Origin of the sequence: Dyella acidisoli (genome assembly GCF_030160295.1) — a bacterium.
GTDB lineage: Bacteria > Pseudomonadota > Gammaproteobacteria > Xanthomonadales > Rhodanobacteraceae > Dyella_B > Dyella_B acidisoli.
The window spans coordinates 200,348-222,167 of sequence record NZ_BSOB01000006.1 but is presented as its reverse complement, the minus strand read 5'-3'; the positions used below and the strand labels follow the sequence as shown (position 1 = coordinate 222,167).

The window sequence follows — 21,820 nt, the reverse complement described above, 5'->3', positions numbered from 1 at the left end:
CCCTAGTCGCAACGTCGACATCCGCGAGCATCGGGTGCCGGCATTGCATAACAAGCTGATCGTTCGCGGCAACCGCCAGCGGTTGGCCGGCGCTTTCCTCGACTAGGGAAGTCCGGCCCGCTCCTAACGGTGCCGTGAGCACCGTTTACAGGAGATGGGCCAATGAAGCTCCTTCGCGATTTCTTTCGTATCCGCACCTCGGATCGTTCCCTCTTGGGTGGCCGCCGCGACGCCTCGCGTCGCACCTGGACGATCACTGTCCCCGAGCCGCTGCCGGATCATTCTCAAGACAATGTGATCGACCTGCGCCGTCATGCGGACCAGGCGCACGGCCGCTCGTCTTCGCGGCAGGAACATGACTCGCCGAAATCTCGCGGTCATCTACAACTGGTATCCAGTCACGGATGAGTCATCAATGATGACTTGTGCCGTTCTTCGTAAAGGTTGGCCTCCGCCAGTTCCCTGGTTGAGGCCGCGTGGGCGGCCTTAGCGCGGTTCGGCGTTACCGCGGGTGATCACCCGCCGACTCGCTGATCCATCCAGGTATCAACGAAAACCACGGAAGCGAGTCAATGAATAAGCATTCCCCCCAGACCATCGCAGGCAAGGTGGCCGGCAAGGGCGCCGCGGCACCCTTGCGGGTGGCCGTTGCGCAGGAGGGGTACCGCCAGAACGATGAGCTGCTGACCTCGCTGGACACCAGCCTGGCCGGGCTCAATGAAGAGCAGATCGCCGAGCGTCTGGATCGCGACGGCGTAAACGAAGTTTCGCATGAGAAGCCGCCGCACTGGTTTTTGCAGCTCCTGCATGCGTTCAAGAACCCGTTCATCGTGGTGTTGTTGGTGTTGGCCGGCGTGCAGCTGGCCACCGACCCGACCACGCTGACCGGCCCCACCATTATTTCGGTGATGGTGCTGATCAGCGTGTCGTTGAGCTTCGTGCAGGAATACCGCTCCTCGCAGGCGGCCGAAAAGCTCAAGGCGATGGTGCGCAATACCGCGACGGTAACGCGACGCGCATCCGATGGGCATAGCGAGCGTATCGAAGTGCCTGTAGGGGAGCTGGTGGCCGGCGATATCGTGCATCTTGCCGCGGGCGACATGGTGCCTGCGGACCTGCGTCTGCTCAGCGCAAAGGACCTCTTCATCAGCCAGGCGATTCTCTCCGGCGAATCGCTGCCGGTGGAGAAGTCGGCGCCGCAACACAGTCCGGATTCTGAGCAGGCCAAGACCGAGGGGGCGGATAGCCCGTTGGATCTGTCCACGGTCTGCTACATGGGCACCAACGTGGTCAGCGGTTCGGCCACCGCAGTGGCGGTGGCGACGGGTCCCCGCAGTTATCTGGGCTCGCTGGCGCGCACCATCGTTGGTACGCGCGTGCAGACCAGCTTCGACCGCGGCGTGAAGAGTGTCAGCTGGCTGCTGATCCGCTTCATGCTGGTGATGGTGCCGATCGTCTTCCTCATCAACGGTCTGGACAAGCACGACTGGCTGCAGGCATTCCTGTTTGCGCTGTCCGTGGCGGTGGGCCTTACGCCGGAAATGCTGCCGCTGATCGTGACCGGCAACCTGGCCAAGGGCGCCATCGCGATGTCCAAGCGCAAGGTGGTGGTGAAGCGCTTGAACGCCATCCAAAACTTCGGCGCGATGGATGTGCTGTGCACGGACAAGACCGGCACGCTCACGCTCGACAAGATCGTGCTGGAGCGCCACCTGGATCTGTTCGGCGAGGAATCCGAGGAGGCGCTGGAATACGGCTACCTCAACAGCCGCTTCCAGACCGGTTTGAAGAACCTGATGGACAAGGCGGTGCTGGCGCATCGCGATCTGGAACCCACCGCCACCAAGTACCGCATCGTCGACGAGATTCCGTTCGACTTCCAGCGCCGCCGCATGTCGGTCATCGTGACCAATGGCGATGGCGAAGAATTGCTGGTGTGCAAGGGCGCCGTAGAAGAAATGTTGTCGATCTGCGCCTATGCGAAGGCCGAGGACGGCATTCGCCCGATGACGGACGAGCTGCGCGCCGAGATCAAGGCGATGACGCGCGATCTCAACGAGGATGGCCTGCGCGCGCTGATCGTGGCGATCAAGCACCAACCGCCGGCCAACCGCGCCTACGGCGTTGCCGATGAAGCCGGGTTGATCGCAGTAGGCTGTCTGGCCTTTCTCGATCCGCCGAAGGATACCGCCGGCACCGCCATCGCCGCGCTTCATCATCATGGCGTGGAAGTGAAGGTAATCACCGGCGACAACGAAGCGGTGACGCGCAAGATCTGCCGCGAAGTGGGCCTGGAAGTGGCCAACTCCGCGCAAGGCAAGCACATCGAGCCGCTGGACGACGCGGAGCTGGACGAACTGGTCAAGCGCACCACCGTGTTTGCGAAGATGTCGCCGCTGCAGAAAGCGCGCGTGGTGAAGTCGCTGCAGCGCCAAGGTCATACGGTCGGCTTCCTCGGCGACGGCATCAATGATGCCCCGGCGTTGCGCGAAGCAGACGTAGGTATTTCGGTGGATACCGCCACCGATATCGCCAAGGAATCGGCGGACATCATCTTGCTCGAAAAGAACCTGATGGTGCTTGAGGAAGGCGTGATCGAAGGCCGCATCACCTTCGGTAACATCATCAAGTACATCAAGATGACTGCCAGCTCGAACTTCGGCAACATGTTCTCGGTGCTGGTAGCGAGCGCGTTCCTGCCGTTCCTGCCGATGCTGCCGCTGCAATTGCTCGTGCTGGACCTGCTCTATCACGGCTCGCAGCTGTCGATTCCGTTCGACCGCATGGACGAGGAATACCTGCGCAAGCCGCGCAAGTGGGATGCCAGCGATATCGGCCGTTTCATGATATGGATTGGCCCGGTCAGCTCGATTTTCGACATCACTACGTATTGGTTGCTATGGCATGTCTTCGGCGCGAACTCGCCGGAGCATTCACCGCTCTTCCAGACCGGCTGGTTTATCGAGAGCCTGCTGACGCAGACGCTGATCGTGCATATGATCCGCACGCGCAAGATACCGTTCGTGCAGAGCATTGCCGCAGCGCCGGTGCTGGCGTTGACCACGGCGGTTATCTGCATCGGACTGGTGTTGCCGTTCTCGCCGATCGCTTCGAAGTTCGGTTTTGTATCACTACCTTCGGCGTATTTCGGCTGGGTTGCGGCGACTGTGTTCACCTATGCCGTGCTCACGCAGTTCGTGAAGACGATTTATATCCGCCGCTACAAGCATTGGCTTTGAGAGTGGCTTGGTAGGTTGGAGTTGAGGTGCAAACCTCACTCCAACCCACGAACTTCTGCAGACACTACAGGGGAGGTGTGCCATGAAAGGCACCTTCGCACTCTTTGACATCGCAGGCTATGTCGCGCTCCTGTTGTGGGGCACGCACATGGTGACTAGCGGCGTGCTGCGCGGCTACGGCAGTGCATTGCGTCGTTCGCTGGGTCGTTTTCTCGGCACCCGGCCGAGCGCCTTTGCATTCGGCATTTGCATCACCGCGCTACTGCAGAGCAGTACCGCCACCGGCATGATGGCCACCTCGTTCGCTGCCAGCGGCATGCTCGGCCTTGCCCCGGGTCTTGCGGTGATGCTTGGCGCCAACGTCGGCACCACGCTGATCGTGCAAGTGATGTCGTTCAACATCGCACTGATTGCACCGGTGCTGATTTTGTTCGGCACGGCCTTGCATCGCCGTAGTGACGACGTGCGTTATGAAAATATCGGCCGCGTTGGCATCGGCCTGGGCCTGATGCTGCTGGCCCTGCATCTGCTGGTGCTGACGATGGCGCCGATGGAAAACGCGCAATTGCTCAAGGTGGGCATGCACGCGCTGGCCGATGAACCGGTATTCGCCGTGTTGATTGCCGGGTTGCTCACCTGGATGTGTCACTCCAGTGTGGCCGTGGTCCTGTTGATTGTGTCGCTCGCAACCGGCGGTGTGGTCGACGCGCCGGGTGCGCTTGCGCTGATACTTGGTGCCAATCTCGGCAGCACCTTGCCTGCATTGCTCGAGGCGCACACGCCCGTCGCACGTCGCTTGCCATTGGGCAATCTGCTGGTGCGTGCGTTCGGCTGCGTGGTCTGCCTGCCACTGCTCAATCCCATGGCACATTGGCTCGCGGCGCTGGGTGATTCACCTGCGCGCATCGCGGTGAATTTCCACACGGCGTTCAATCTTGCATTGGCGTTGATCTTCCTGCTGCCGGTGAACAAGCTCGCGCAATGGCTGGTGCGCATGTTGCCGGAGCCGCCTCAGCCCGCTGATCCAGGCGTGCCGCTGTATCTGGAAGAGGCGGCATTGGATAGCGCGGGCGTAGCGCTGGTGAACGCGCAGCGCGAGTCCATGCGTATGGCCGACATGGTCGAAGGCATGTTGAAGGGCCTGGTAGAGGTCTTCGGCAAGGACGATAGCGCGCGTGCCGGCGCCATCAGCAAGATGGATCCGTATCTGGACCGCCTTGGCGTCGCCATCCGGCAGTATCTGGCCGACCTGGTGGGCGAGGCGTTGAATGAGGAAGACGGCGAGCGCAGCCAGGAAATCCACGCATTCGTGATCAATATCGAGCACATCGGCGATATCACTGCCAACAACCTGGTTGAGTTTGCCTCCAAGAAAGCACAGCGCGGACAAGATTTCTCGGCGGACGATATTCAGGATCTTGCGGCCATGCATGCGCAGATCATGGAAAGCCTGCGTTTGGCGCTCGCCGTATTCATGCGCGGCGACCTGCGTGCCGCACAGCACCTGATGGAACGCAAGGAATTGCTGTGGCGCCTGGAAAACGATGCCTCCGACCGGCACATTCGCGACTTGCGCCAGCAGCGTGACGGCGGCGGTGGCGATGTGTACCTGCGCATCCTGCGCGATCTGCGCCGCATCCATTCTCACCTGGCGGCCATCGCATACCTGCCGCTGGAACGCGCTGGCCTGCTGCAGGGCAGGCTGGTTCAACCGAATGGCAATCACTCTGTTGCAGAAGGAAAAGCCTGAACTTGGACAGTCATACGCAAGCGGAACCTCCCACTATTAGCCCGCTTCGCTGACCGCCGCCATCGACTCGGCAGCGGTTAGGAGCGAAACAACCGCGGTCGGGTCTGTAAGGTATCTGCAACACATTGCCTTGCTCCCTTCACCGTATTGCAACAACGTTATGGCCTCGTGGTTACGGGGAAGTGCCATAACGCAGCAACGATGGGGAACACCAATGCTTCACCTGCTCAATAAACAAGGATGGCGACTGGCGGCTGCAATGGCCGTGGCGCTGAGTGTCGCCGCCTGCTCACATGGCGAAAACGGGGCCGAAGTACCGCCGGCTTTCACCGTCGAGCATGGCGAGATCAAAGTCCCAGACAGTTCGCCCCTGCGCAAGGAACTGGTCGTCCAGGCCGTCGAGGTGCGACAGGCGCCTCACGCGATGGTATTTCCGGCGAACGTGGAAGCCGATCCCACGCATACGGCCAATGTGCTGCCATCGCTCACGGGTAAAGTGATGGAACTGAAAGTCGGATTGGGGGATCACGTCACGCGTGGTCAGTTGCTGGCAGTCGTCGACTCCGGCGATCTCGCGCAGGCCAATGCCGATGTCGAGAAGGCGCGTGATGCCTTGGATCTTGCGAAGAAGACGCTGGATCGCGCGCGCGGCGTCAAAGCCGCAGGTGGCAACGCCACCAAAGATCTTGAAGCGGCGCAGAGTGGCTACAACCAGGCGCTGGCGGAATTCAATCGTGCGCAAACACGCCTTGCTGCCGTGGGTGGTACGCCGGGTTCCGCGGCACAGCGACCGATGCAAGTGACGGCGCCGACCAGTGGCTACATCACCGCGTTGTCGGTGTCGTCCGGCATGTATGTCAACGACGCCACTGCAGCCATGATGACCATCTCGAATCTCGATTCGGTATGGATCACCGCCAATGTGCCGGAGAGTGATGTTGGCCAGATCGTCAAGGGCGAAAAAGTCGATGCGGTGCTGTCGGCCTATCCGAACGAGGTGTTCCATGGCACCGTGAGTTTCGTCAATCCGCTGCTGCAGTCCGATACACGCCGCGATCTGGTGCGCGCCGTATTCACCAATGCAGACAGCAAGCTCAAGCCCAACATGTACGCCAACGTCAGCATCGCCGTTCCGCAACCCGCACAGGTGTTTGTGCCCGAATCGGCCCTGCTGATGAATAACGACAACACCAGTGTGTTTGTCGAAGTCGCACCGTGGACGTTCGAGCGCCGTACGGTAGAGCTGAGCTACGACGAATCCGGCGACACGCGTGTGCTTAAGGGCGTGAAGGCGGGTGATCGCGTGGTTGTCCGAGGCGGAGTGCTGCTTAATGATTAACCAGCTCTTCCGCTTGTGCTTCGAGAAGCGCAAGTTGTTCATCGTGGTGACGTTCCTCGTCATTTGCTTCGGCTATTACTCGTGGACGCAACTATCGATCGAGGCGTATCCGGAACTGAGCGACGTCACCGCGCAGGTCACCACACAGGTGCCTGGTCTTGCAGCCGAGGAAATCGAACAGCAGATCACCATTCCGCTGGAACGCCAGTTGGCCACCACGCAGAACCTGGTGAACATGCGTTCGAGCAGCACCTTCGGCCTGTCGCTGATCACCATGGTGTTCAAGGACGGCTCTGACGATTACTGGGTGCGTCAGCGCGTCCAAAATGCGCTGGGCCAAGTCACGCTACCGGCCGGTGTCACGCCTGGGCTCGATCCGGTGAGTGGTCCGGCCGGCGAGATCTATCGCTACACCCTCGAGTCAAAAACCAGGAATCTAATGGAGCTGTCGGAGATCCAGCGCTGGATCGTGATCCCGGGCTTGCAACAGGTGCCTGGCGTGATCAACGTCGACAATTTCGGCGGCTTCACCAAGGAATTTCAGCTCGAACTCGATCCAACGCAGTTGCTGCACTATGGCGTTAGCGTCAATCAGGTGACGGCAGCGATCTCGGCCAATACATCCAATGCCGGTGGCGGGCGCATCACACGTGGCGAGCAATCGTACATCGTGCGCGGGGTGGGCATGGTGCATACGTTGAAAGATATGGGTGACATCGTCGTCACGCAGAACAACGGCGTGCCCGTATTGGTGCGAGAGCTTGGCAAGCTGCGTTACGGTCATCAGGTGCGCGAAGGCATTCTCGGCAAGGACAACAATCCCGATACCATCGAGGGCATCGTCGACCTGCTCAAGTACGAAAATCCTTCGCGCGTGCTCGATGGCATTCACGCGAAGGTAGCTGAGCTGAACAAGCAGCTCGCAGCCCAGGACGTGCAGATCGTGCCGTACATTGATCGCGACGATCTGGTGAATGCGACCAAGGAAAAAGTCTTCCACACCGTGATGGAAGGTATCGGCCTGGTGTGCATCGTGCTGATCCTGTTCCTGGGTAGCCCGCGTTCCGCGCTGGTCGCTGCCGTGGCGATTCCGATGTCGCTGGTGACGGTGTTCATCCTGATGCAGTTCACGCGCATGTCGGCGAATTTGTTTTCGCTTGGCGCGATCGACTTCGGTGTGATCGTGGATGGTGCCATCGTGGTGACCGAGGCGATTCTTCGCAAGCGCGAGCACAAGCCAACCGAAGTGCTGACCGAAGACGATGTGATGGAAGTGACCGGCCACGTAGGGCGGTCGATCTTCTTCGCCACTCTGATCATCATTACCGCCTACTTGCCGCTGTTCGCGTTCGAGCATGCGGAAGGCAAGCTGTTCCGCCCCATGGCTTTTACCGTGGGCTACGCCTTGCTCGCCGCACTGCTGTGTACCGTCACGTTGACGCCCGCGTTGGCCTATCTGGGGTTGCGCAAGCCGCGCAAAATTTTCCACAACAAGCCGCTGGAACGTCTGCAGGCAGGCTTCACACATACCCTCGGCCGATTGCTGCATCGGCTTCCCGTTGCCTATTCGATCGCAGGTATTGCGTTCTGTGGTGTGCTGATTTTCGGCGCAACGATTGGCCGTGAATTCCTGCCCGATCTAGACGAAGGCGCGCTGTGGTTGCAGGTGCAGATGCCTACTGGCCTGTCATTGGATAAGGCCAGCCAGATGACGTCTCAGTTGCGCAAAGTCGTGCGCGAGTTTCCTGAAGTGTCCTACATCGTGACGCAGCTCGGTCGCAATGATACCGGCTCAGACCCCTGGACACCTTCGCACGTGGAAGCTGGCGTAGGCTTGAAGCCATACAGCACGTGGGCGAACGGTGAGACCAAAGCGGAATTCCTGCGCAAGTTCAACGCACGCATGCAGCAGATACCTGGTATCACGGTGGGTATCAGCCAACCGATCATCGACGGCGAAAACGACATGATCGGCGGTGCGCACAGTCCGCTGGTGCTGCGCATCTATGGCGACGATTTCCATGAACTGCGACAGATCGGCAATCAGATCGTGGATGTGCTGCGCGGTATACGTGGTACGGCTGACGCGTCGATCTTCCAAGAGTCGCCGATTCCGCAACTGTCGATCACTACGGACCGTGATGCAGCGGCGCGCTATGGCATCAACGTGGGTGACATCACCAATCTGATTCAGACGACCATCGGCGGCGCACCTATTACGCAGGTATATGTGGCTGATCGTATCTATAACGTAACTGCCCGCACATCCAACGATGTCGCCAACAGCTTGCAAGCGGTGAGCGAGTTGCCGCTCACGTCCGCCAGTGGCGCGCAGGTGCCACTCAAACAGGTGGCGGACATTAAGCTGGCCATGGGCGAGAGCACGATCGCGCACGAACATGGTCAGCGCGAACTTACCATCCGCATCGACAACCGCGATCGTGCGCTTTCGGAGTATCTGGCCGATGCGCAGCAGCAGATCGATGCGAAGGTTCATTTCGACAAGCAGAAATACAACCTGGAATGGGCGGGCAATTTCCAGAACGAACAGCGCGCCGAGGCACGCTTGACCGTGGTGATGGGCATGGTGCTTGCCATCATGGCAGTGCTGCTGTTCGCCGAATTCGGCAAACTGCATCAGGCGCTGCTGGTGCTCGGCGTAGTGCCGTTGGCCACTGTGGGTGGCCTGATTGCGCTGCACATACGCGGCGAAACGCTGAACATCGCTACCGCAGTGGGCTTTATTGCTCTGTTTGGCGTGGCAGTGCAAAACGGCATCATCATGGTGTCGAACATCAACCGCGTGCGTAAGGAAGGGCTGTCGTTGTTCGAGGCCGTGGTGGTCGGTGCCACGGAACGCTTCCGACCAGTGCTGATGACTGCGACCGTGGCCAGCATCGGTATGTTGCCCGCTGCATTGGCGACAGGTGTTGGCACTGACGTGCAGCGCGGGCTGGCCACGGTGGTTGTCGGCGGTCTGCCGATTGCCACGCTGCTTACGTTGTTCATCCTGCCGAGTCTTTATTACGGGATGGAAAACTTCATCAAGCAGCGCTGGGGACATGCGCCGGGCGAGGTGGAGATCTGATCATGGCTACGAATCGTCTTTTCAAACTGCATCGCCACTTACTCATGCTGGGCGTGAGCCTTGCGCTTGGCGCTTGCGCGGTCGGGCCGGACTACCACCGACCCACATCACCCACCGCGCAGGGCTACATGGAAGAGGGCGCGCAATCGACTACAGCTTCCGCGCCGGGCGCGGACGGGCAGGCGCAGCACTTCAAAACGGACATAGATATCCCCGGCCAATGGTGGACGCTGTTCCACTCCGATCCCTTGAACGTTCTGATCGATGATGCGCTAAAGATCAATCCCGATGCGGCGGCAGCGCAGGCGGCCTTAAAGGCGGCGTGGGAAAATGTCTACGCGCAGCGCGGTTTCTATTGGCCAACGCTCGACGCGAGCGTTGATCCAACGCGACAGAAAATTGCCGGCACGCTGGCCAGCCCCGCTTCGTCAGGCGCGTCGTTCTACGACCTTACGACTGCTCAGGTGAGCGTGTCTTACTCGCCCGACGTCTGGGGCGCGAACCGGCGCGCCGTGGAATCGCTGGTGGCGCAGGCCGATGCACAGCGTTTCCAGTTGGAAGCGACCTACCTCACGCTTACCTCCAACCTCGTCAACGCAGCAGTGCAGGAGGCTGCATTGCGCGGGCAGATCGCCGCCACCGAAGACATGATCGACAGCCAATCGAAGATTCTGGAGGCCAATAAAAAGCAGCTGGCTTTGGGCGATGCTTCGGAAGCCGACATCGCCGCACAGGAGGCCACGCTGGAGCAGACGCGTGCCAGCTTGCCGCCCTTGCACAAACAGCTGGCGCAACAGCGCGACGTGCTAGCCGTACTGACGGGACACACGCCTGACCAGGACGTTTCCGCGCGTTTCAATCTGGATAGCCTGCAATTGCCACAAGACCTCCCGTTGAGCCTCCCTGCACGGCTGGTCGAACAGCGCCCCGATGTGCGCATGGCCGATGCGCAGTATCACGCGGCGTGCGCACAAGTGGGCGTGGCCGTCGCCGCCCGCTTGCCGAACATCAACGTCAGCGCCGCCTGGGGCAGCGCCACAGACGAGAAGCACACGCTGTTCGGTTCCGGTACCGGCTTCTGGAATATCGGTACCGCGATCACCATGCCGCTGTTTGATGGCGGCACGCTCAAGCACAAGCAGCGCGCTGCAGAGGCGACCTACAAACAAGCTGCAGAGCAGTACCGCAGCACGGTGCTATCGGCCCTGCAGAACGTGGCTGATACCCTGCACGCCCTGCAATCCGACGCAGATGCGATGCGTGCGGCCGCGCGCGCCGAACAGGCGGCCGCACACAGCTATGCCATCGCGCAGAAGCAGCATGCGTTAGGTGATATCAGCATGGTGGCGCTGCTCAATGCGCAGGTCACGTACCGTCAGGCGGAGTTGAGCCTGATCCAGGCACGCGCGGCGCGGTATGCCGACACGGTGGCTCTGTTCCAGGCGCTGGGCGGCGGTTGGTGGAACCGCAACGATGTGGCAGTTACCAGCCACTGACTTGGTCCGCAGATCGTCCGGACGTTTTGCACGCCCGGTGCAGCGGGCGTGCAAACCCAAAGTGCTGAGCTAGAATCCGCGCACATGGCTCGGTAAGGATGCGACGATGTATTTGCTGGATCACCCAATTTCGCTGTTCGCAGTGGCGGTGGCCGTCCTGCTGCTGGCGCACGAGGCGGGCTTCCGCCTGCGCGCATTGGCAAAGCATCGCGAAGAGCAGGACTGGGAGAAACAGGTCCACGAGACGCGTAATCAGATCGCCGTGCTGCTCAGCCTTCTGCTCGGCTTTACCATGAGCATGGCGCTGGCACGTTTCGATGAGCGCAAACATCTAGTGATCGATGAAGCCAACGCCATCGGTACGGTGTATTTGCGCGCGACCATGCAGGTCGAGCCGGTGCGCAGCAAGGCGCCGGTTTTGCTGCGCGAGTACGTGGATTCGCGTCTCGCCATTTTTGGCAATGCATCGGAAGAGGACGCGCGTAGCAACGCCGCCAAGCGTGCCATGCAGATTCAAAACGAGCTTTGGAGCGACGCTGCAACGGCAGCGCAGCAAGCGCCTACACCGGTCACGGCGCTCTATGTGTCGGCGTTGAATGACATGATCGATCTGGACGGCAAGCGCGTGGCAGGGCGACTCAACCGTGTGCCGCTGGATATTTGGATGCTATTGGCGGCGCTATCGGTGATGACTTCAGTGATCATCGGCTATGGCCAGCGTCATCGTGCCGCGCTTGCTACCTTTGTACCGGTGTTGATGGTGGCGATCGCGGTGAGCTTGATCGCGGATCTCGATTCGCCGGTAAATGGGCTGATCCAAGTCAGTCAGCAAAGCATGCAGACCTTGAGCGACCAGTTGCATATGCAGATTGCTGCACCGGGTAAGGCTGGGTCGTGAATCGACCGTTCTTCCACCGTCATTTTGGCGAAGGCCGGCGCGGCGTAGGTTGGGTTAGCGCAGCGTAACCCAACAGATCCAGCCAAACGCGATGGCATTGTTGGGTTACGCTGCGCTAACCCAACCTACGCAGCTACGCCGCTATCGCAAAAATGCTGCGTTTGCCGCCAACAATAAAAAAGCGCAATAAGTCATTGCGCAGTATTTCGCCGACGCTGGCGCCACCACAACACCAGCGCCACCACCAGGACCGCGCCGGCGAGCAACCATAGGCTGTTCTGTCCCCGCCGTATCCACATGCCCAGCCACTCGCGTCGATTGGCGCCGAAATAACCGAGATACACCCAGAACGGCACGCTCAACAACGCAGCCATACCGTCCAGCAGCAGGAAGCGCCAGAAGCTCACGCGATGCGTGGCGCCAGCCGTGATGTACACGGCCGTGCGCATACCTGGCAGGAAACGCGCGAAGAACATCAGGCGATTGCCGTAGCGCGTGAATTTATCTTGCATCTGTGCGTAGCGGCGCGGCGGCATCAGCAAGGCGATGGGTTTCCACTGCAGCATATGCACACCGTAATGATGGCCGAGCAGGAACATGCCCGCATCGCCCGCCAACACGCCGACCATGGTGACTGCAACCATGGTGTGCACGTTGACGTAATCCAGGCCGGCGATGACGCCGCCTGCGACCAGAGTGATGTCTTCCGGCAGGGGCAGGCCGGCACCGCACAGCAGCAGCGCCATGAACACGGCCACATAGCCGTGTTCGGCGAAAAAGGTGATCAGGCGTTCAAGCAAATCCATCGACGTTCCTTGTTGTCGAGCGGCGGGTCATGACGTGGCCGTGGGTGTCGGTACACGCGCGGCCAGCAGCTCGCGTAACTCCGCTTTTTCGGCAGAGCTCAGCGTGCCTTCGCGATTCTTGGCGACGAGTGTGTCGCGCCGTTGATCGATGGCCTGTTTTTCCATGCGTGCCAAAGCGTCGAAGAATTCTATTCGCTGGATTTCCGGTTCGCCGACCACGGTGGCGGCCATCAACTTTTGCAATGCGGCGTATTCGGGTCGGTCGGTGAAATGTTCCACCAGCATTGCGGCGTTGATGCCGGGGCGAGAGCGCGCGATGTCGATCAATTCGGCGAGCAGTTCCACGCCTGGTTTGTCCAAGCGCAGAAATGCGTAGGGTTGCTGCACTTCATCGGCGAGCCCGGGTTGTGCGAGCAGCAGAGCGATGGCACTGCGCACGAGTGAACGTTGCACGGCCACAGGACGTTGTATGGGACGCCGCGCGACGGGATCAGCCTCCAGCACCGCGCGTGCGCCCGTGCGCTTTTCCAGTTCCTGTGCCATCAGGTCGCGGAACGCGCCATCCGGCAGGCGCGCGATCAGTGGACGCGCGCGCTCGGCGAGCCTTGCGCGTCCATCAAGACTGCTCAGGTCCACCTCGTGCGAGAGCTCGCTGAAGAAATATTCGGACAGCGGCGTGGCTTCGCGTAGACGCTTTTCGAAGCCTTCCTTGCCTTCCTTGCGCACCAGCGTGTCCGGATCTTCACCTTCCGGCAAAAACAGGAAATACGCTTGACGCCCATCACGCAAACGCGGTAGCGCGGATTCAAGCGCTTTCCACGCGGCGGAGCGGCCAGCGCGATCGCCGTCGAAGCAGAACACTACGTCTGGCGCAGCGCGAAACAGGACTTCGGCGTGATCAGGCGTGGTGGCCGTGCCCAATGTCGCCACTGCGATCGGCAAACCTGCTTGATGCAGCGCGATCACATCCATGTAGCCTTCCACCACCACGATGCGCGCGAGGTTGCTGTTGGCTTGCTTTACCTGCCACAGCGCAAATAGTTCGCGGCCTTTATGGAATAGAGGCGTTTCCGGAGAGTTGAGGTACTTGGGGCTTTGCTCCGATTTCAGTACGCGGCCGCCGAAGGCAATCACACGGCCGCGGCGATCCATGATCGGAAACATAAGGCGTTCGCGAAAGCGGTCGTATTTGTTGCCGCGTTCGTTGTTGGCGACCATGCCTGCTTCGGTCAGCAGCTGCATGCGCTTTTCGGTGGTGCCAAGATGGCGGATCACACCGTCGAAACCGGCCGGCGCCCAGCCGATGCGAAAACGCGCGATGGTGTCTGCGTCCAGGCCGCGTTTGGCGCAATACGCCTTGGCATCGGCGCTTTTCGGCAATTCGCCTTCGTACCAGCGCGCGGAAGCGTCGAGCACGACGTAAAGATCGGTTTTGTCTTCGCGTGGCGCGTTGTCGCGTGCACCTTCATAGGGGACTTTCAATCCCACCGATTGCGCCAGTTCCTCCACCGCGTCCGGAAATTCCAGTCGCTCGTAATCCATCAAAAATTTGATGGCGCTGCCATGCGCGCCGCAGCCGAAGCAGTGGAAGAACTGCTTGGCGGGGCTTACGTAGAACGAGGGTGTGCGTTCGTTATGAAACGGGCAGCAGGCGGTCCATTCGCGTCCGGCTTTCTTCAACGGCACGCGCCGCTCGATCACGTCGACGATGTCGACGCGGGCAAGCAGTTCGTCGATGAAGCTGTCAGGGATGCGGCCGCGCATAAGCGGATAGTCTAGCGTTTCTGCTTCGTTCCGCTGCCCAGGGATATCTGTTCGCAGGTGTAGGTTGGGGTGCAAGCCCCAACATCGCGATCCTGATTGATATGGCCATGTTGGGGTTTGCACCCCAACCTACGATCAGCCGCCCAGGCGAGTCTTGATGCGGGCCGAAACTTGGCCCATGTCGGCACGGCCAGCGGCCTTGGCCTTCACTGCTGCCACCACCTTGCCCATGTCACGCGCGCCGCTGGCGCCGGTTTCGGCGATGGCAGCGTCGATCAGGCCATCGATTTCGGCCTCGCTGAGCTTGGCGGGTAGATAACCTTCGATCACCGCCATCTCGGCGCGCTCTACGTCGGCAAGATCTTCGCGGCCGGCGGCAGCGTACTGGCTGACGGAATCCTTGCGCTGCTTGAGCATTTTCTCCAGCACGGCGAGGGTCTGGGTGTCGTCCAGCTCGATCCGTTCGTCCACTTCGCGCTGCTTCACGGCAGCCAGGATCAGGCGGATCACGCCGAGGCGGTGCTTGTCGCCGCCTCGCATGGCGGCTTTCATGTCTTCCGTAATTTGCTGCTTTAGTGTCATGGAATGACTCCTTCGGAAAGCACAAAGCCGACGTTGCGGAGCAACGTCGGCTAGTGCAAGTGCCTTGCAGGCAGTGGCTGCGAATGGACGCGCCAGCTGCGAGCGCTGAACGAGTGCGGCGCGAGGCGCGCCAGGACCTCAATCCCCGCCGAAGCGGAACACTCCCGCTAAGGGCAGGCTCAGTACAGGCGGGTCTTGCGCGAAACGTCGCGCGACAGACGGCGCAGATGACGCTTCACAGCAGCGGCGCGCTTGCGCTTGCGTTCCTGGGTCGGCTTTTCATAGAACTCGCGCTTGCGGGTCTCGGCGAGGATGCCGGCCTTTTCGCAGGTGCGCTTGAAGCGACGCAGGGCGAGTTCGAATGGCTCGTTCTCGCGGACTTTTACGCTGGGCATGGAAACTCCGGGATGGTGAATTGGGTGAAAAATACGGCGAGCCGCCAAGTATACGCTGGTGTGGGTGAAAAATTCAAAGAGCGGGCGACAGAAATTAGGTGGCGAGGGCGTGGAAAGGTATCGCAAGGCGGGCTGCATCGGCAAAATGCCATTTGGCGCTGATGACGGTACCTATCGAGATGTCTTCTGTTCCCCATTCCCCATCCCCCGTTCCCCGCCCCGTGCTGGGCATCGAAACGTCCTGCGATGAGACCGGCGTCGCCCTGCTGCGCTGGGAGCCGCAGGCGCCAGGACATGGGCTGCTGGCACACACCCTGTACACCCAGGTGAAGCTGCATGCCGACTACGGTGGCGTGGTGCCAGAACTCGCCAGCCGCGATCACGTGCGCAAGCTGTTGCCGCTGGTGCGTGAAGCTCTTAAGGAGGCCGGACTGACTCCCGCGGATCTCGGCGGCGTAGCTTACACCGCCGGACCTGGCCTGGTCGGCGCATTGTTGGTGGGCGCAGCCACAGGCCGGGCAATGGCCTGGGCCTTGGGCGTGCCTGCGATCGGTGTCCATCATATGGAAGGACATCTGCTCGCGCCCCTGCTTGAAGACGATCCGCCCGCGCCGCCATTTGTGGCTCTGCTGGTGTCCGGCGGTCATTCGATGTTGGTAGAGGTGGAGGCCATCGGCCATTACCGCATCCTGGGCGACACGTTGGACGACGCCGCCGGCGAAGCCTTCGACAAGACCGCCAAGATGATGGGTTTGCCATATCCGGGTGGTCCCGCACTGGCGGCTTTGGCGGGCCAGGGGCGGCCGGGGGTGTTCCGTTTTTCGCGTCCGATGACCGATCGTCCCGGGCTCGATTTCAGCTTCTCCGGACTGAAGACGCAGGTGCTGCTGGCTTGGCAGCAATCCGATCAGAGCGAACAAACGCGTGCCGACATCGCTCGCGCGTTCGAGGAAGCGATCGTCGATACGCTGCTGATCAAATGCCGTCGTGCCCTTGCCGAAACCGGCGCGCATCGGTTGGTGATTGCCGGTGGTGTCGGCGCCAACCGCCGTCTGCGCGAAGAGCTCGCTGCCGCCGGCGCAAAAGATGGCTTCAGAACGTATTTTCCGCGCCTGCAGTTCTGTACCGACAATGGCGCAATGATCGCGCTGGCCGGTGCGATCCGGCTGGCGCATGGCCAGCACCAGGATGAATCCGTGCAGGTCTTTCCGCGCTGGGATCTGCAGACCCTGCCGCCCGCCGCTTGATCGTATCGCTCGCATCCGCGACGCTTGCACGCATGGACATAGTTTTCATCGAAGATCTGCGCATCGACACCGTCATCGGCATCTACGACTGGGAGCGCCGCGTGCGCCAGACCTTGTCGTTCGACATCGAGATGGCGTTCGACAACACCGTGCCCGCCGCCAGCGACGACATCACCGACACACTCAATTACAAAGATGTGTCCAAGCGGCTCATCGCTTACGTGAGTGAATCGAAATTCGGCTTGGTCGAAACGCTGGCCGAGCGTTGCGTCGCGATCATTCGCGAGGAATTCGGCGTGGTGTGGGTGCGGCTGAAACTGTCCAAGCCCGGCGCGGTGCGCGGTGCGAAAGCCGTCGGTGTACGCATTGAGCGCGGGAAGCGGCCCTAGGGATGCTTCGATCCATTCTGCGTAGGCGGCATGATGTCCAGAAGGCTCGCAGGCTGTGTTGCGCGGCGCAGGGAAGACTGGCCGTCTTTTCAAGTCGCGCGGCGCAGCCTGCGAGCCTTCTGGACATCACCCTTCGGGCCGGTTCTGTCCGTCCGCATGCCTTCGGTCCATCGCCTCGACAGACGGCCAGTCTGCCTTCGCCGATGGCCCTGTGGCCTGCGAACGGACAGAGCCGGTGACGCCCACGCAGAATGGATCGGAGCATCCCATAGACATGGCGCGCGTTTACTTGAGTCTTGGCTCCAATCAGGAGCCGCATCGCTATCTGCGCGCCGCGCTGAACGAGTTGCGTGCGCACTTCGGCGATATCGACGTATCGCCTGCCTATCGCAGTGCCGCGGTCGGCTTCGACGGTGCGGATTTCATCAATCTCGCCGTGGGCTTGGATACAGAGCTTTCGCCCAACGAACTCAACGATTGGCTGCATGCGCTGGAAGATCGCCATGGCCGTCGCCGCGATGTGCCGCGTTACGCCGACCGCACGCTGGATGTGGATATCGTGCTTTACGACGACCTCGTTACGCAGGGGCCGGGGCATCTGGATATTCCGCGCAAGGAACTGAAGCATGCGTTTGTGCTGAAGCCGATCGCCGATATCGCGCCGGAGATGCGTCACCCGGTCAACGGACGCACTATGGCTGAGCTGTGGGCGGCATTTCCGGTTGAAAGCGAGCCGCTCATCATCGAGCAACTCTAGACCGATACGCTGCGCCCGCCATCCACGCGAATGATCTGGCCGGTGACAAACGGCGCATCGCGCAACAGCCACAACACGGCGCTGGCCACATCTTCCGGCGCTCCGGCACGCTTGAGCGGTGTGCGCGCCAGCATGGCTTCCTGATCGCTGTACGGTTTGCCATCGCTTGGCCACATGACCGCGCCGGGTGCGACGCCGTTGACGCGGATGTCCGGGCCGAGATCGAGCGCCAGTGAGCGCGTCATCGCCGCCAATGCCGCTTTTGCCATCACGTAGATGGGATGTTGCGCCAGCGCACGCTCGGCGTAGATGTCCACGAGATTGACGATAGCGCCGCGCGCTTCACGTAATGCCGGCAGCGCGGCTTGTGCAAGAAAGAAGGGCGCTTGCGCGTTGGATGCGAACAACTCGTTCCATTGCGTCAACGTGGCCGTTTCCAACGGCGTGGGATAAAACGCGGAGGCGTTGTTGACCAGTGCGTCGAGACGACCGAAACGTGAAACCGTTGTGTCGACCAGATTCGGCAGTGCCGGTAGGTCCGCAAGATCCGCTTGCACGACTAGCGCGCTGTTGGCGCGCTGCGCGGAAAGTTCGTCAGCAAGCGCATCCGCGTCTGTTCTCGAATGGCGACAGTGCAAGGCGAGGTCGTACCCGGCGGCATGCAGGGTGCGCGCGATCACGGCACCTACGCGCTTGGCGCCACCAGTGATCAGTGCGACCGGGCGCGGTTTGGACGAATCCATATGCATGTTCCTATGGTTATGCGCGATCTAGCCTTGGCGTCATTCCGGCCGTCGCCGGAATGACGCTGAGGAAATAGGGGGATTTGCCGAGCTATTGCGTTGCTAAATCTAATGCATCCGCGTCGCCTGCACTTCCTGCGTCACCGTGTTCGCGCTGTCTTCGCTGTCGGCTGTCCCAATCTCGCTCTTCAGCATCGCAATGGCGGTCGCCGCCACCTGTCGAGTGTCGTAGTAGGCATAACCGCCTACGCCAATGGCACCGATCACCGGCATCCAGCGTGAGAGCCCTTCGCCCAGCGCACGCTGCGTCACTTTCACGCCGATCTGTTTGGCAACGCGTTCGATCACGCCATAGGAGACGCGCCGGAAGATCAGGCGATCGCCTAGCCGCACGACCAAGTCGCGAAATGCCTGTGCGGAGGTGTGCCGGAACAGGCACCACAACATTTGTTCGCGGCCCAATTCCGCATGCTTGCCGTAAGCCGCGGCGATGTCGCTGACCAGTTGCGCCTGGATTTTCCAGATCGAAATCAGTTCCGGCAGGATGGTGAGCCAGCCGAGCGGGCCGGGCGGCAAGGCTAGCGTGCCGGCAGTCAGCGCTGCGCGTTGGGCGGCGCGGCTGGCAAGCCGGCGCGCCTCAGCGTCCGGATTGCTCTGACTGTGCACCTTGCTGTCGGGAATCTGGCTGATGAAATCCAGAATCGCCCGGGTCACCCGGCTGCTTGCCTCATCCTGAGTGACTACTGCAGGCAGGTTGGGGGTGGTTTGCGTGCCGTTGGGCTCGGTCATGCCGCGCTCCGTGGGGAAATATCAGACCGGGCGATCATAGACCGCCCATGTGCACGGCTGATGAGGGCGGCATGAACCCCTTATGTCACTGGGCATGACTTCTGGGGCGTTCGTTCGGCGTAATGGAAATGTTATAACATTTCAGTCTGCTTCCTTTCCGTCTAACAACAACCGCCCGGATTCCCCTGCATGAAAGTGTCTCCGCTTGCCTTAGGCCTTTGCCTCGCGCTGTATGCCTCCGCCAGTTACGCCGAGTCCGTTACTGGTCAGGCGCCCACCCAGCCTCCCGCCGCGACGGCGCAGCCGCCGGCTGGCGACGATACCTCGGGCGATACCGCCGACCAGGCGTCACGCAACCGTCGCGCCACCAAGGCAAAGCAGCTCGGTGCGGTAAACGTCACCGCGGCACTGGACGTGGCGCGCAACAACCTGTCGCCGGATACGGGTAGCAGTGAGTATGTGATCAACGCCCAGGACATCCAGGCTCTGCCGCTGGGTGCCTCCACGCCGCTCAATCAGGTGCTGCTGCAAGCGCCGGGCGTGGTGCAGGATTCCTACGGTCAGCTGCACGTGCGCGGTGATCACGCCAATCTGCAGTACCGCATCAACGGCGTCATGCTGCCGGAATCGATTGCCGGCTTCGGACAAACCATTGATGCGCGCACCATCCAGAGCGTGAAACTGCTCGACGGTGCGCTGCCAGCGCAATACGGCGAGCGCACAGCTGCGGTCGTAGACATCACTACCAAGAATGGTACGGACCTCAGCAACGGTGGTGTGGTCGGCATCACCGGCGGAACGTTCGGCACCGTCAATCCGTATGCGTCGATCTGGGGGCACAGCGGTAACTGGAGCTACTTCTTCACCGGCAATTATCTGGAGAACAACGTCGGCATCGAAAACCCGACGCGTAGCCGCGATCCGATCCATGACCACACGAATCAGGTGAAGGGTTTCGGCGACATCACCTATCTGATCAACAACGACACGCGTCTGAGTTTCCTGTTTGGCGTGACCAACAACCGCTTCCAGATTCCGAACAATCCAAGCCAGACGCCGCAGTTCGGCTATCTGGACCAGACTGATTTCAACTCCGCCAACTTAAACGAGCGCCAGAACGAACAGACGCGCTTCGGCATGCTGGCGCTGCAGGGGAAACTCGGTGATACCACCTATCAGGTGTCGATCGGCCAGCGTTACAGCGGATTGCAGTATTACCCCGATGACATCGGCGATCTGATGTTCAACGGCGTCGCGGGTCAGATCAACCAGAACGACCGCGCATCGACGCTGCAGGCGGATTTCGCCACGCCGTGGGGTGGTTCGCACACGCTGCGCTACGGTGTTTATTACGAATTCGATCGCGCCATGACCAACACCAATTCGTTGGTGTTCCCGACCAACCCGGATGGCAGCCAAGCCAGCACGGTACCGTTCAATATCTTCTCGGGCGATCGCATTCTCGCGAAGACGGCGGCGATCTATCTGCAGGACGAATGGGACATCACCGACACCTTTACCCTCAACTACGGCTTGCGCGGCGACCGTTACACGGCGTTCCGTGAAGAAAGTCAGCTCAGTCCGCGCGTAGGGATGCTGTGGCAGGCCACCGACAGCACCACGTTCCATGCCGGCTATTCGCGTTACTTCACGCCGCCGCAGACGGAGCTGATCTCCAGTGAGAACATCGACGCGTTCGCCAACACCACCAATGCGGTGAAAAACTACGGCAACAACACGCCGCTGACAGAACGTTCCAACTACTTCGACGCGGGCGTACAGCAGAACATCGGCTCGGATTGGACGCTGGGTCTGGATGCCTACTATCGCAAGGTGGAGCGCCTGCAGGATCTTGGGCAGTTCGGTACCGCGTTGGTGTACTCCACGTTCAACTACAAGTACGGCCGCGTGCGTGGTACCGAGTTCACGCTTTCGTATAACCATGGCCCGCTGTCCGCGTATTTCAACGCCGCGTACAGCCGTGCGATGGGCAAGGACGTGATCACCGGCCAGTACAACTTCGGTGTGGATGAACTGGCCTACATCACCAACAACTTTATTCACCTCGATCACGATCAGAAGCTGGCTTCATCGGGTGGTGTTACTTACGCCATCACCGATACCACCAAGGTCGGCGCCGATTATCTGTTCGGTAGCGGTTTGCGTCAGGCGGGCTTGGTGCCGAATGGCCTTTCGCTGCCGTACTACTTCCAGCTCAACTTCAACGTGTCACATGATTTCGACTTCGAAAGCATCGGCAAGGTGCACACGCAGCTTGCGCTGATCAATGCGCTGGATCGTTCGTACCGGCTGCGTAGCGGCACCGGTGTCGGCGTGGGTGCGCCGCAGTATGGGCCGCGTCGTGGTGTGTTTCTGACGCTGGAAAAGCCGTTCGATTTCTAATTCGGCCAGATCCACCTTAGTGAACCCTCTCCCTTCGGGGGAGGGTGCCGAGAGGCGGGTGAGGGTTCGGGCGAAGCGCGATGCCAACCTCTCACGCAAGTCGTTGCGATCGCGCGCCGATTGCACCCTCACCCT

The 21,820-nt window shown here is 60.8% G+C and carries 17 protein-coding genes; 11 read left to right on the top strand and 6 right to left on the bottom strand.

Annotated features, from left to right (window positions below):
- Positions 1 to 162: 162 nt before the first annotated feature.
- The 7 genes from QQJ86_RS04240 (at position 163) to QQJ86_RS04210 (ending at position 11,810) form a co-directional block, all read left to right on the top strand.
- Positions 163 to 408, top strand: coding sequence for a hypothetical protein (locus QQJ86_RS04240; RefSeq protein ID WP_284319663.1), 246 nt, complete (start codon positions 163 to 165; stop codon positions 406 to 408).
- A 164-nt stretch (positions 409 to 572) separates the two neighbouring features.
- A complete protein-coding gene (gene mgtA, locus QQJ86_RS04235; RefSeq protein WP_284319662.1) occupies positions 573 to 3,239 on the top strand; it encodes a magnesium-translocating P-type ATPase in 2,667 nt (888 codons plus the stop codon).
- Between the two features lie 82 nt (positions 3,240 to 3,321).
- Positions 3,322 to 4,989, top strand: a complete 1,668-nt coding sequence (locus QQJ86_RS04230) for a Na/Pi cotransporter family protein (RefSeq protein WP_284319661.1) — start codon at positions 3,322 to 3,324, stop codon at positions 4,987 to 4,989.
- A 214-nt stretch (positions 4,990 to 5,203) separates the two neighbouring features.
- The gene (locus QQJ86_RS04225; RefSeq protein WP_284319660.1) at positions 5,204 to 6,328 is read left to right on the top strand and encodes an efflux RND transporter periplasmic adaptor subunit; all 1,125 of its coding nucleotides are present in this window, start codon (positions 5,204 to 5,206) and stop codon (positions 6,326 to 6,328) included.
- Positions 6,321 to 9,416: an efflux RND transporter permease subunit gene (locus QQJ86_RS04220; protein WP_284319659.1), complete on the top strand. Its 3,096-nt coding sequence runs from the start codon at positions 6,321 to 6,323 to the stop codon at positions 9,414 to 9,416. Before QQJ86_RS04225 ends, QQJ86_RS04220 begins: the two co-directional genes overlap by 8 nt.
- Before the next feature lie 2 nt (positions 9,417 to 9,418).
- Positions 9,419 to 10,912 (top strand): efflux transporter outer membrane subunit, encoded by a 1,494-nt coding sequence (locus QQJ86_RS04215; protein ID WP_284319658.1) that lies wholly within the window; start codon positions 9,419 to 9,421, stop codon positions 10,910 to 10,912.
- Positions 10,913 to 11,018: 106 nt separating this feature from the next.
- The gene (locus tag QQJ86_RS04210; protein WP_284319657.1) at positions 11,019 to 11,810 is read left to right on the top strand and encodes a bestrophin-like domain; all 792 of its coding nucleotides are present in this window, start codon (positions 11,019 to 11,021) and stop codon (positions 11,808 to 11,810) included.
- Between the two features lie 191 nt (positions 11,811 to 12,001).
- On the opposite strand, the gene QQJ86_RS04205 is transcribed toward QQJ86_RS04210, so the two are convergent.
- The 4 genes from QQJ86_RS04205 to rpsU all read right to left on the bottom strand — a co-directional run bounded on the left by QQJ86_RS04205 (position 12,002) and on the right by rpsU (position 15,357).
- On the bottom strand, positions 12,002 to 12,616 hold the full coding sequence (locus tag QQJ86_RS04205; protein WP_284319656.1) for a DedA family protein: 615 nt from the start codon (positions 12,614 to 12,616) through the stop codon (positions 12,002 to 12,004).
- A 27-nt stretch (positions 12,617 to 12,643) separates the two neighbouring features.
- The gene (gene dnaG, locus QQJ86_RS04200) at positions 12,644 to 14,380 is read right to left on the bottom strand and encodes a DNA primase (protein WP_284319655.1); all 1,737 of its coding nucleotides are present in this window, start codon (positions 14,378 to 14,380) and stop codon (positions 12,644 to 12,646) included.
- A gap of 135 nt (positions 14,381 to 14,515) precedes the next feature.
- On the bottom strand, positions 14,516 to 14,962 hold the full coding sequence (locus QQJ86_RS04195) for a GatB/YqeY domain-containing protein (protein WP_284319654.1): 447 nt from the start codon (positions 14,960 to 14,962) through the stop codon (positions 14,516 to 14,518).
- A 179-nt stretch (positions 14,963 to 15,141) separates the two neighbouring features.
- Entirely contained in the window at positions 15,142 to 15,357 is a 216-nt protein-coding gene (gene rpsU, locus QQJ86_RS04190; RefSeq protein ID WP_109724432.1) for a 30S ribosomal protein S21, read from the bottom strand.
- A gap of 179 nt (positions 15,358 to 15,536) precedes the next feature.
- On the opposite strand from rpsU, the gene tsaD reads away from it, so the two are divergent.
- From tsaD to folK, 3 genes are all read left to right on the top strand, one after another.
- The gene (tsaD, locus tag QQJ86_RS04185) at positions 15,537 to 16,604 is read left to right on the top strand and encodes a tRNA (adenosine(37)-N6)-threonylcarbamoyltransferase complex transferase subunit TsaD (RefSeq protein WP_284319653.1); all 1,068 of its coding nucleotides are present in this window, start codon (positions 15,537 to 15,539) and stop codon (positions 16,602 to 16,604) included.
- A 32-nt stretch (positions 16,605 to 16,636) separates the two neighbouring features.
- Positions 16,637 to 16,993, top strand: a complete 357-nt coding sequence (gene folB / locus QQJ86_RS04180; protein ID WP_284319652.1) for a dihydroneopterin aldolase — start codon at positions 16,637 to 16,639, stop codon at positions 16,991 to 16,993.
- 274 nt (positions 16,994 to 17,267) lie between these two features.
- On the top strand, positions 17,268 to 17,750 hold the full coding sequence (folK, locus tag QQJ86_RS04175; protein ID WP_284319651.1) for a 2-amino-4-hydroxy-6-hydroxymethyldihydropteridine diphosphokinase: 483 nt from the start codon (positions 17,268 to 17,270) through the stop codon (positions 17,748 to 17,750).
- Here folK and QQJ86_RS04170 read toward each other — a convergent pair.
- Both QQJ86_RS04170 and QQJ86_RS04165 read right to left on the bottom strand, forming a co-directional pair.
- Positions 17,747 to 18,493, bottom strand: coding sequence for a pteridine reductase (locus QQJ86_RS04170; protein ID WP_284319650.1), 747 nt, complete (start codon positions 18,491 to 18,493; stop codon positions 17,747 to 17,749). The two genes, folK and QQJ86_RS04170, sit on opposite strands and share 4 nt — an antisense overlap.
- Before the next feature lie 108 nt (positions 18,494 to 18,601).
- Positions 18,602 to 19,282: a hypothetical protein gene (locus QQJ86_RS04165; RefSeq protein WP_284319649.1), complete on the bottom strand. Its 681-nt coding sequence runs from the start codon at positions 19,280 to 19,282 to the stop codon at positions 18,602 to 18,604.
- 189 nt (positions 19,283 to 19,471) lie between these two features.
- Between QQJ86_RS04165 and QQJ86_RS04160 the strand changes: the two genes are divergently transcribed.
- Positions 19,472 to 21,685, top strand: coding sequence for a TonB-dependent receptor (locus QQJ86_RS04160; protein WP_284319648.1), 2,214 nt, complete (start codon positions 19,472 to 19,474; stop codon positions 21,683 to 21,685).
- The last annotated feature ends 135 nt before the right edge of the window (positions 21,686 to 21,820 follow it).

What these genes read in the sequence shown, in the direction of transcription:
- QQJ86_RS04240 (WP_284319663.1), top strand. Translation starts at nt 163, where the DNA reads ATGAAGCTCCTTCGCGATTTCTTTCGTATCCGCACCTCGGATCGTTCC.
- mgtA (WP_284319662.1), top strand. Translation starts at nt 573, where the DNA reads ATGAATAAGCATTCCCCCCAGACCATCGCAGGCAAGGTGGCCGGCAAG.
- QQJ86_RS04230 (WP_284319661.1), top strand. Translation starts at nt 3,322, where the DNA reads ATGAAAGGCACCTTCGCACTCTTTGACATCGCAGGCTATGTCGCGCTC.
- QQJ86_RS04225 (WP_284319660.1), top strand. Translation starts at nt 5,204, where the DNA reads ATGCTTCACCTGCTCAATAAACAAGGATGGCGACTGGCGGCTGCAATG.
- QQJ86_RS04220 (WP_284319659.1), top strand. Translation starts at nt 6,321, where the DNA reads ATGATTAACCAGCTCTTCCGCTTGTGCTTCGAGAAGCGCAAGTTGTTC.
- QQJ86_RS04215 (WP_284319658.1), top strand. Translation starts at nt 9,419, where the DNA reads ATGGCTACGAATCGTCTTTTCAAACTGCATCGCCACTTACTCATGCTG.
- QQJ86_RS04210 (WP_284319657.1), top strand. Translation starts at nt 11,019, where the DNA reads ATGTATTTGCTGGATCACCCAATTTCGCTGTTCGCAGTGGCGGTGGCC.
- QQJ86_RS04205 (WP_284319656.1), bottom strand. Translation starts at nt 12,616, where the DNA reads ATGGATTTGCTTGAACGCCTGATCACCTTTTTCGCCGAACACGGCTAT.
- dnaG (WP_284319655.1), bottom strand. Translation starts at nt 14,380, where the DNA reads ATGCGCGGCCGCATCCCTGACAGCTTCATCGACGAACTGCTTGCCCGC.
- QQJ86_RS04195 (WP_284319654.1), bottom strand. Translation starts at nt 14,962, where the DNA reads ATGACACTAAAGCAGCAAATTACGGAAGACATGAAAGCCGCCATGCGA.
- rpsU (WP_109724432.1), bottom strand. Translation starts at nt 15,357, where the DNA reads ATGCCCAGCGTAAAAGTCCGCGAGAACGAGCCATTCGAACTCGCCCTG.
- tsaD (WP_284319653.1), top strand. Translation starts at nt 15,537, where the DNA reads ATGTCTTCTGTTCCCCATTCCCCATCCCCCGTTCCCCGCCCCGTGCTG.
- folB (WP_284319652.1), top strand. Translation starts at nt 16,637, where the DNA reads ATGGACATAGTTTTCATCGAAGATCTGCGCATCGACACCGTCATCGGC.
- folK (WP_284319651.1), top strand. Translation starts at nt 17,268, where the DNA reads ATGGCGCGCGTTTACTTGAGTCTTGGCTCCAATCAGGAGCCGCATCGC.
- QQJ86_RS04170 (WP_284319650.1), bottom strand. Translation starts at nt 18,493, where the DNA reads ATGGATTCGTCCAAACCGCGCCCGGTCGCACTGATCACTGGTGGCGCC.
- QQJ86_RS04165 (WP_284319649.1), bottom strand. Translation starts at nt 19,282, where the DNA reads ATGACCGAGCCCAACGGCACGCAAACCACCCCCAACCTGCCTGCAGTA.
- QQJ86_RS04160 (WP_284319648.1), top strand. Translation starts at nt 19,472, where the DNA reads ATGAAAGTGTCTCCGCTTGCCTTAGGCCTTTGCCTCGCGCTGTATGCC.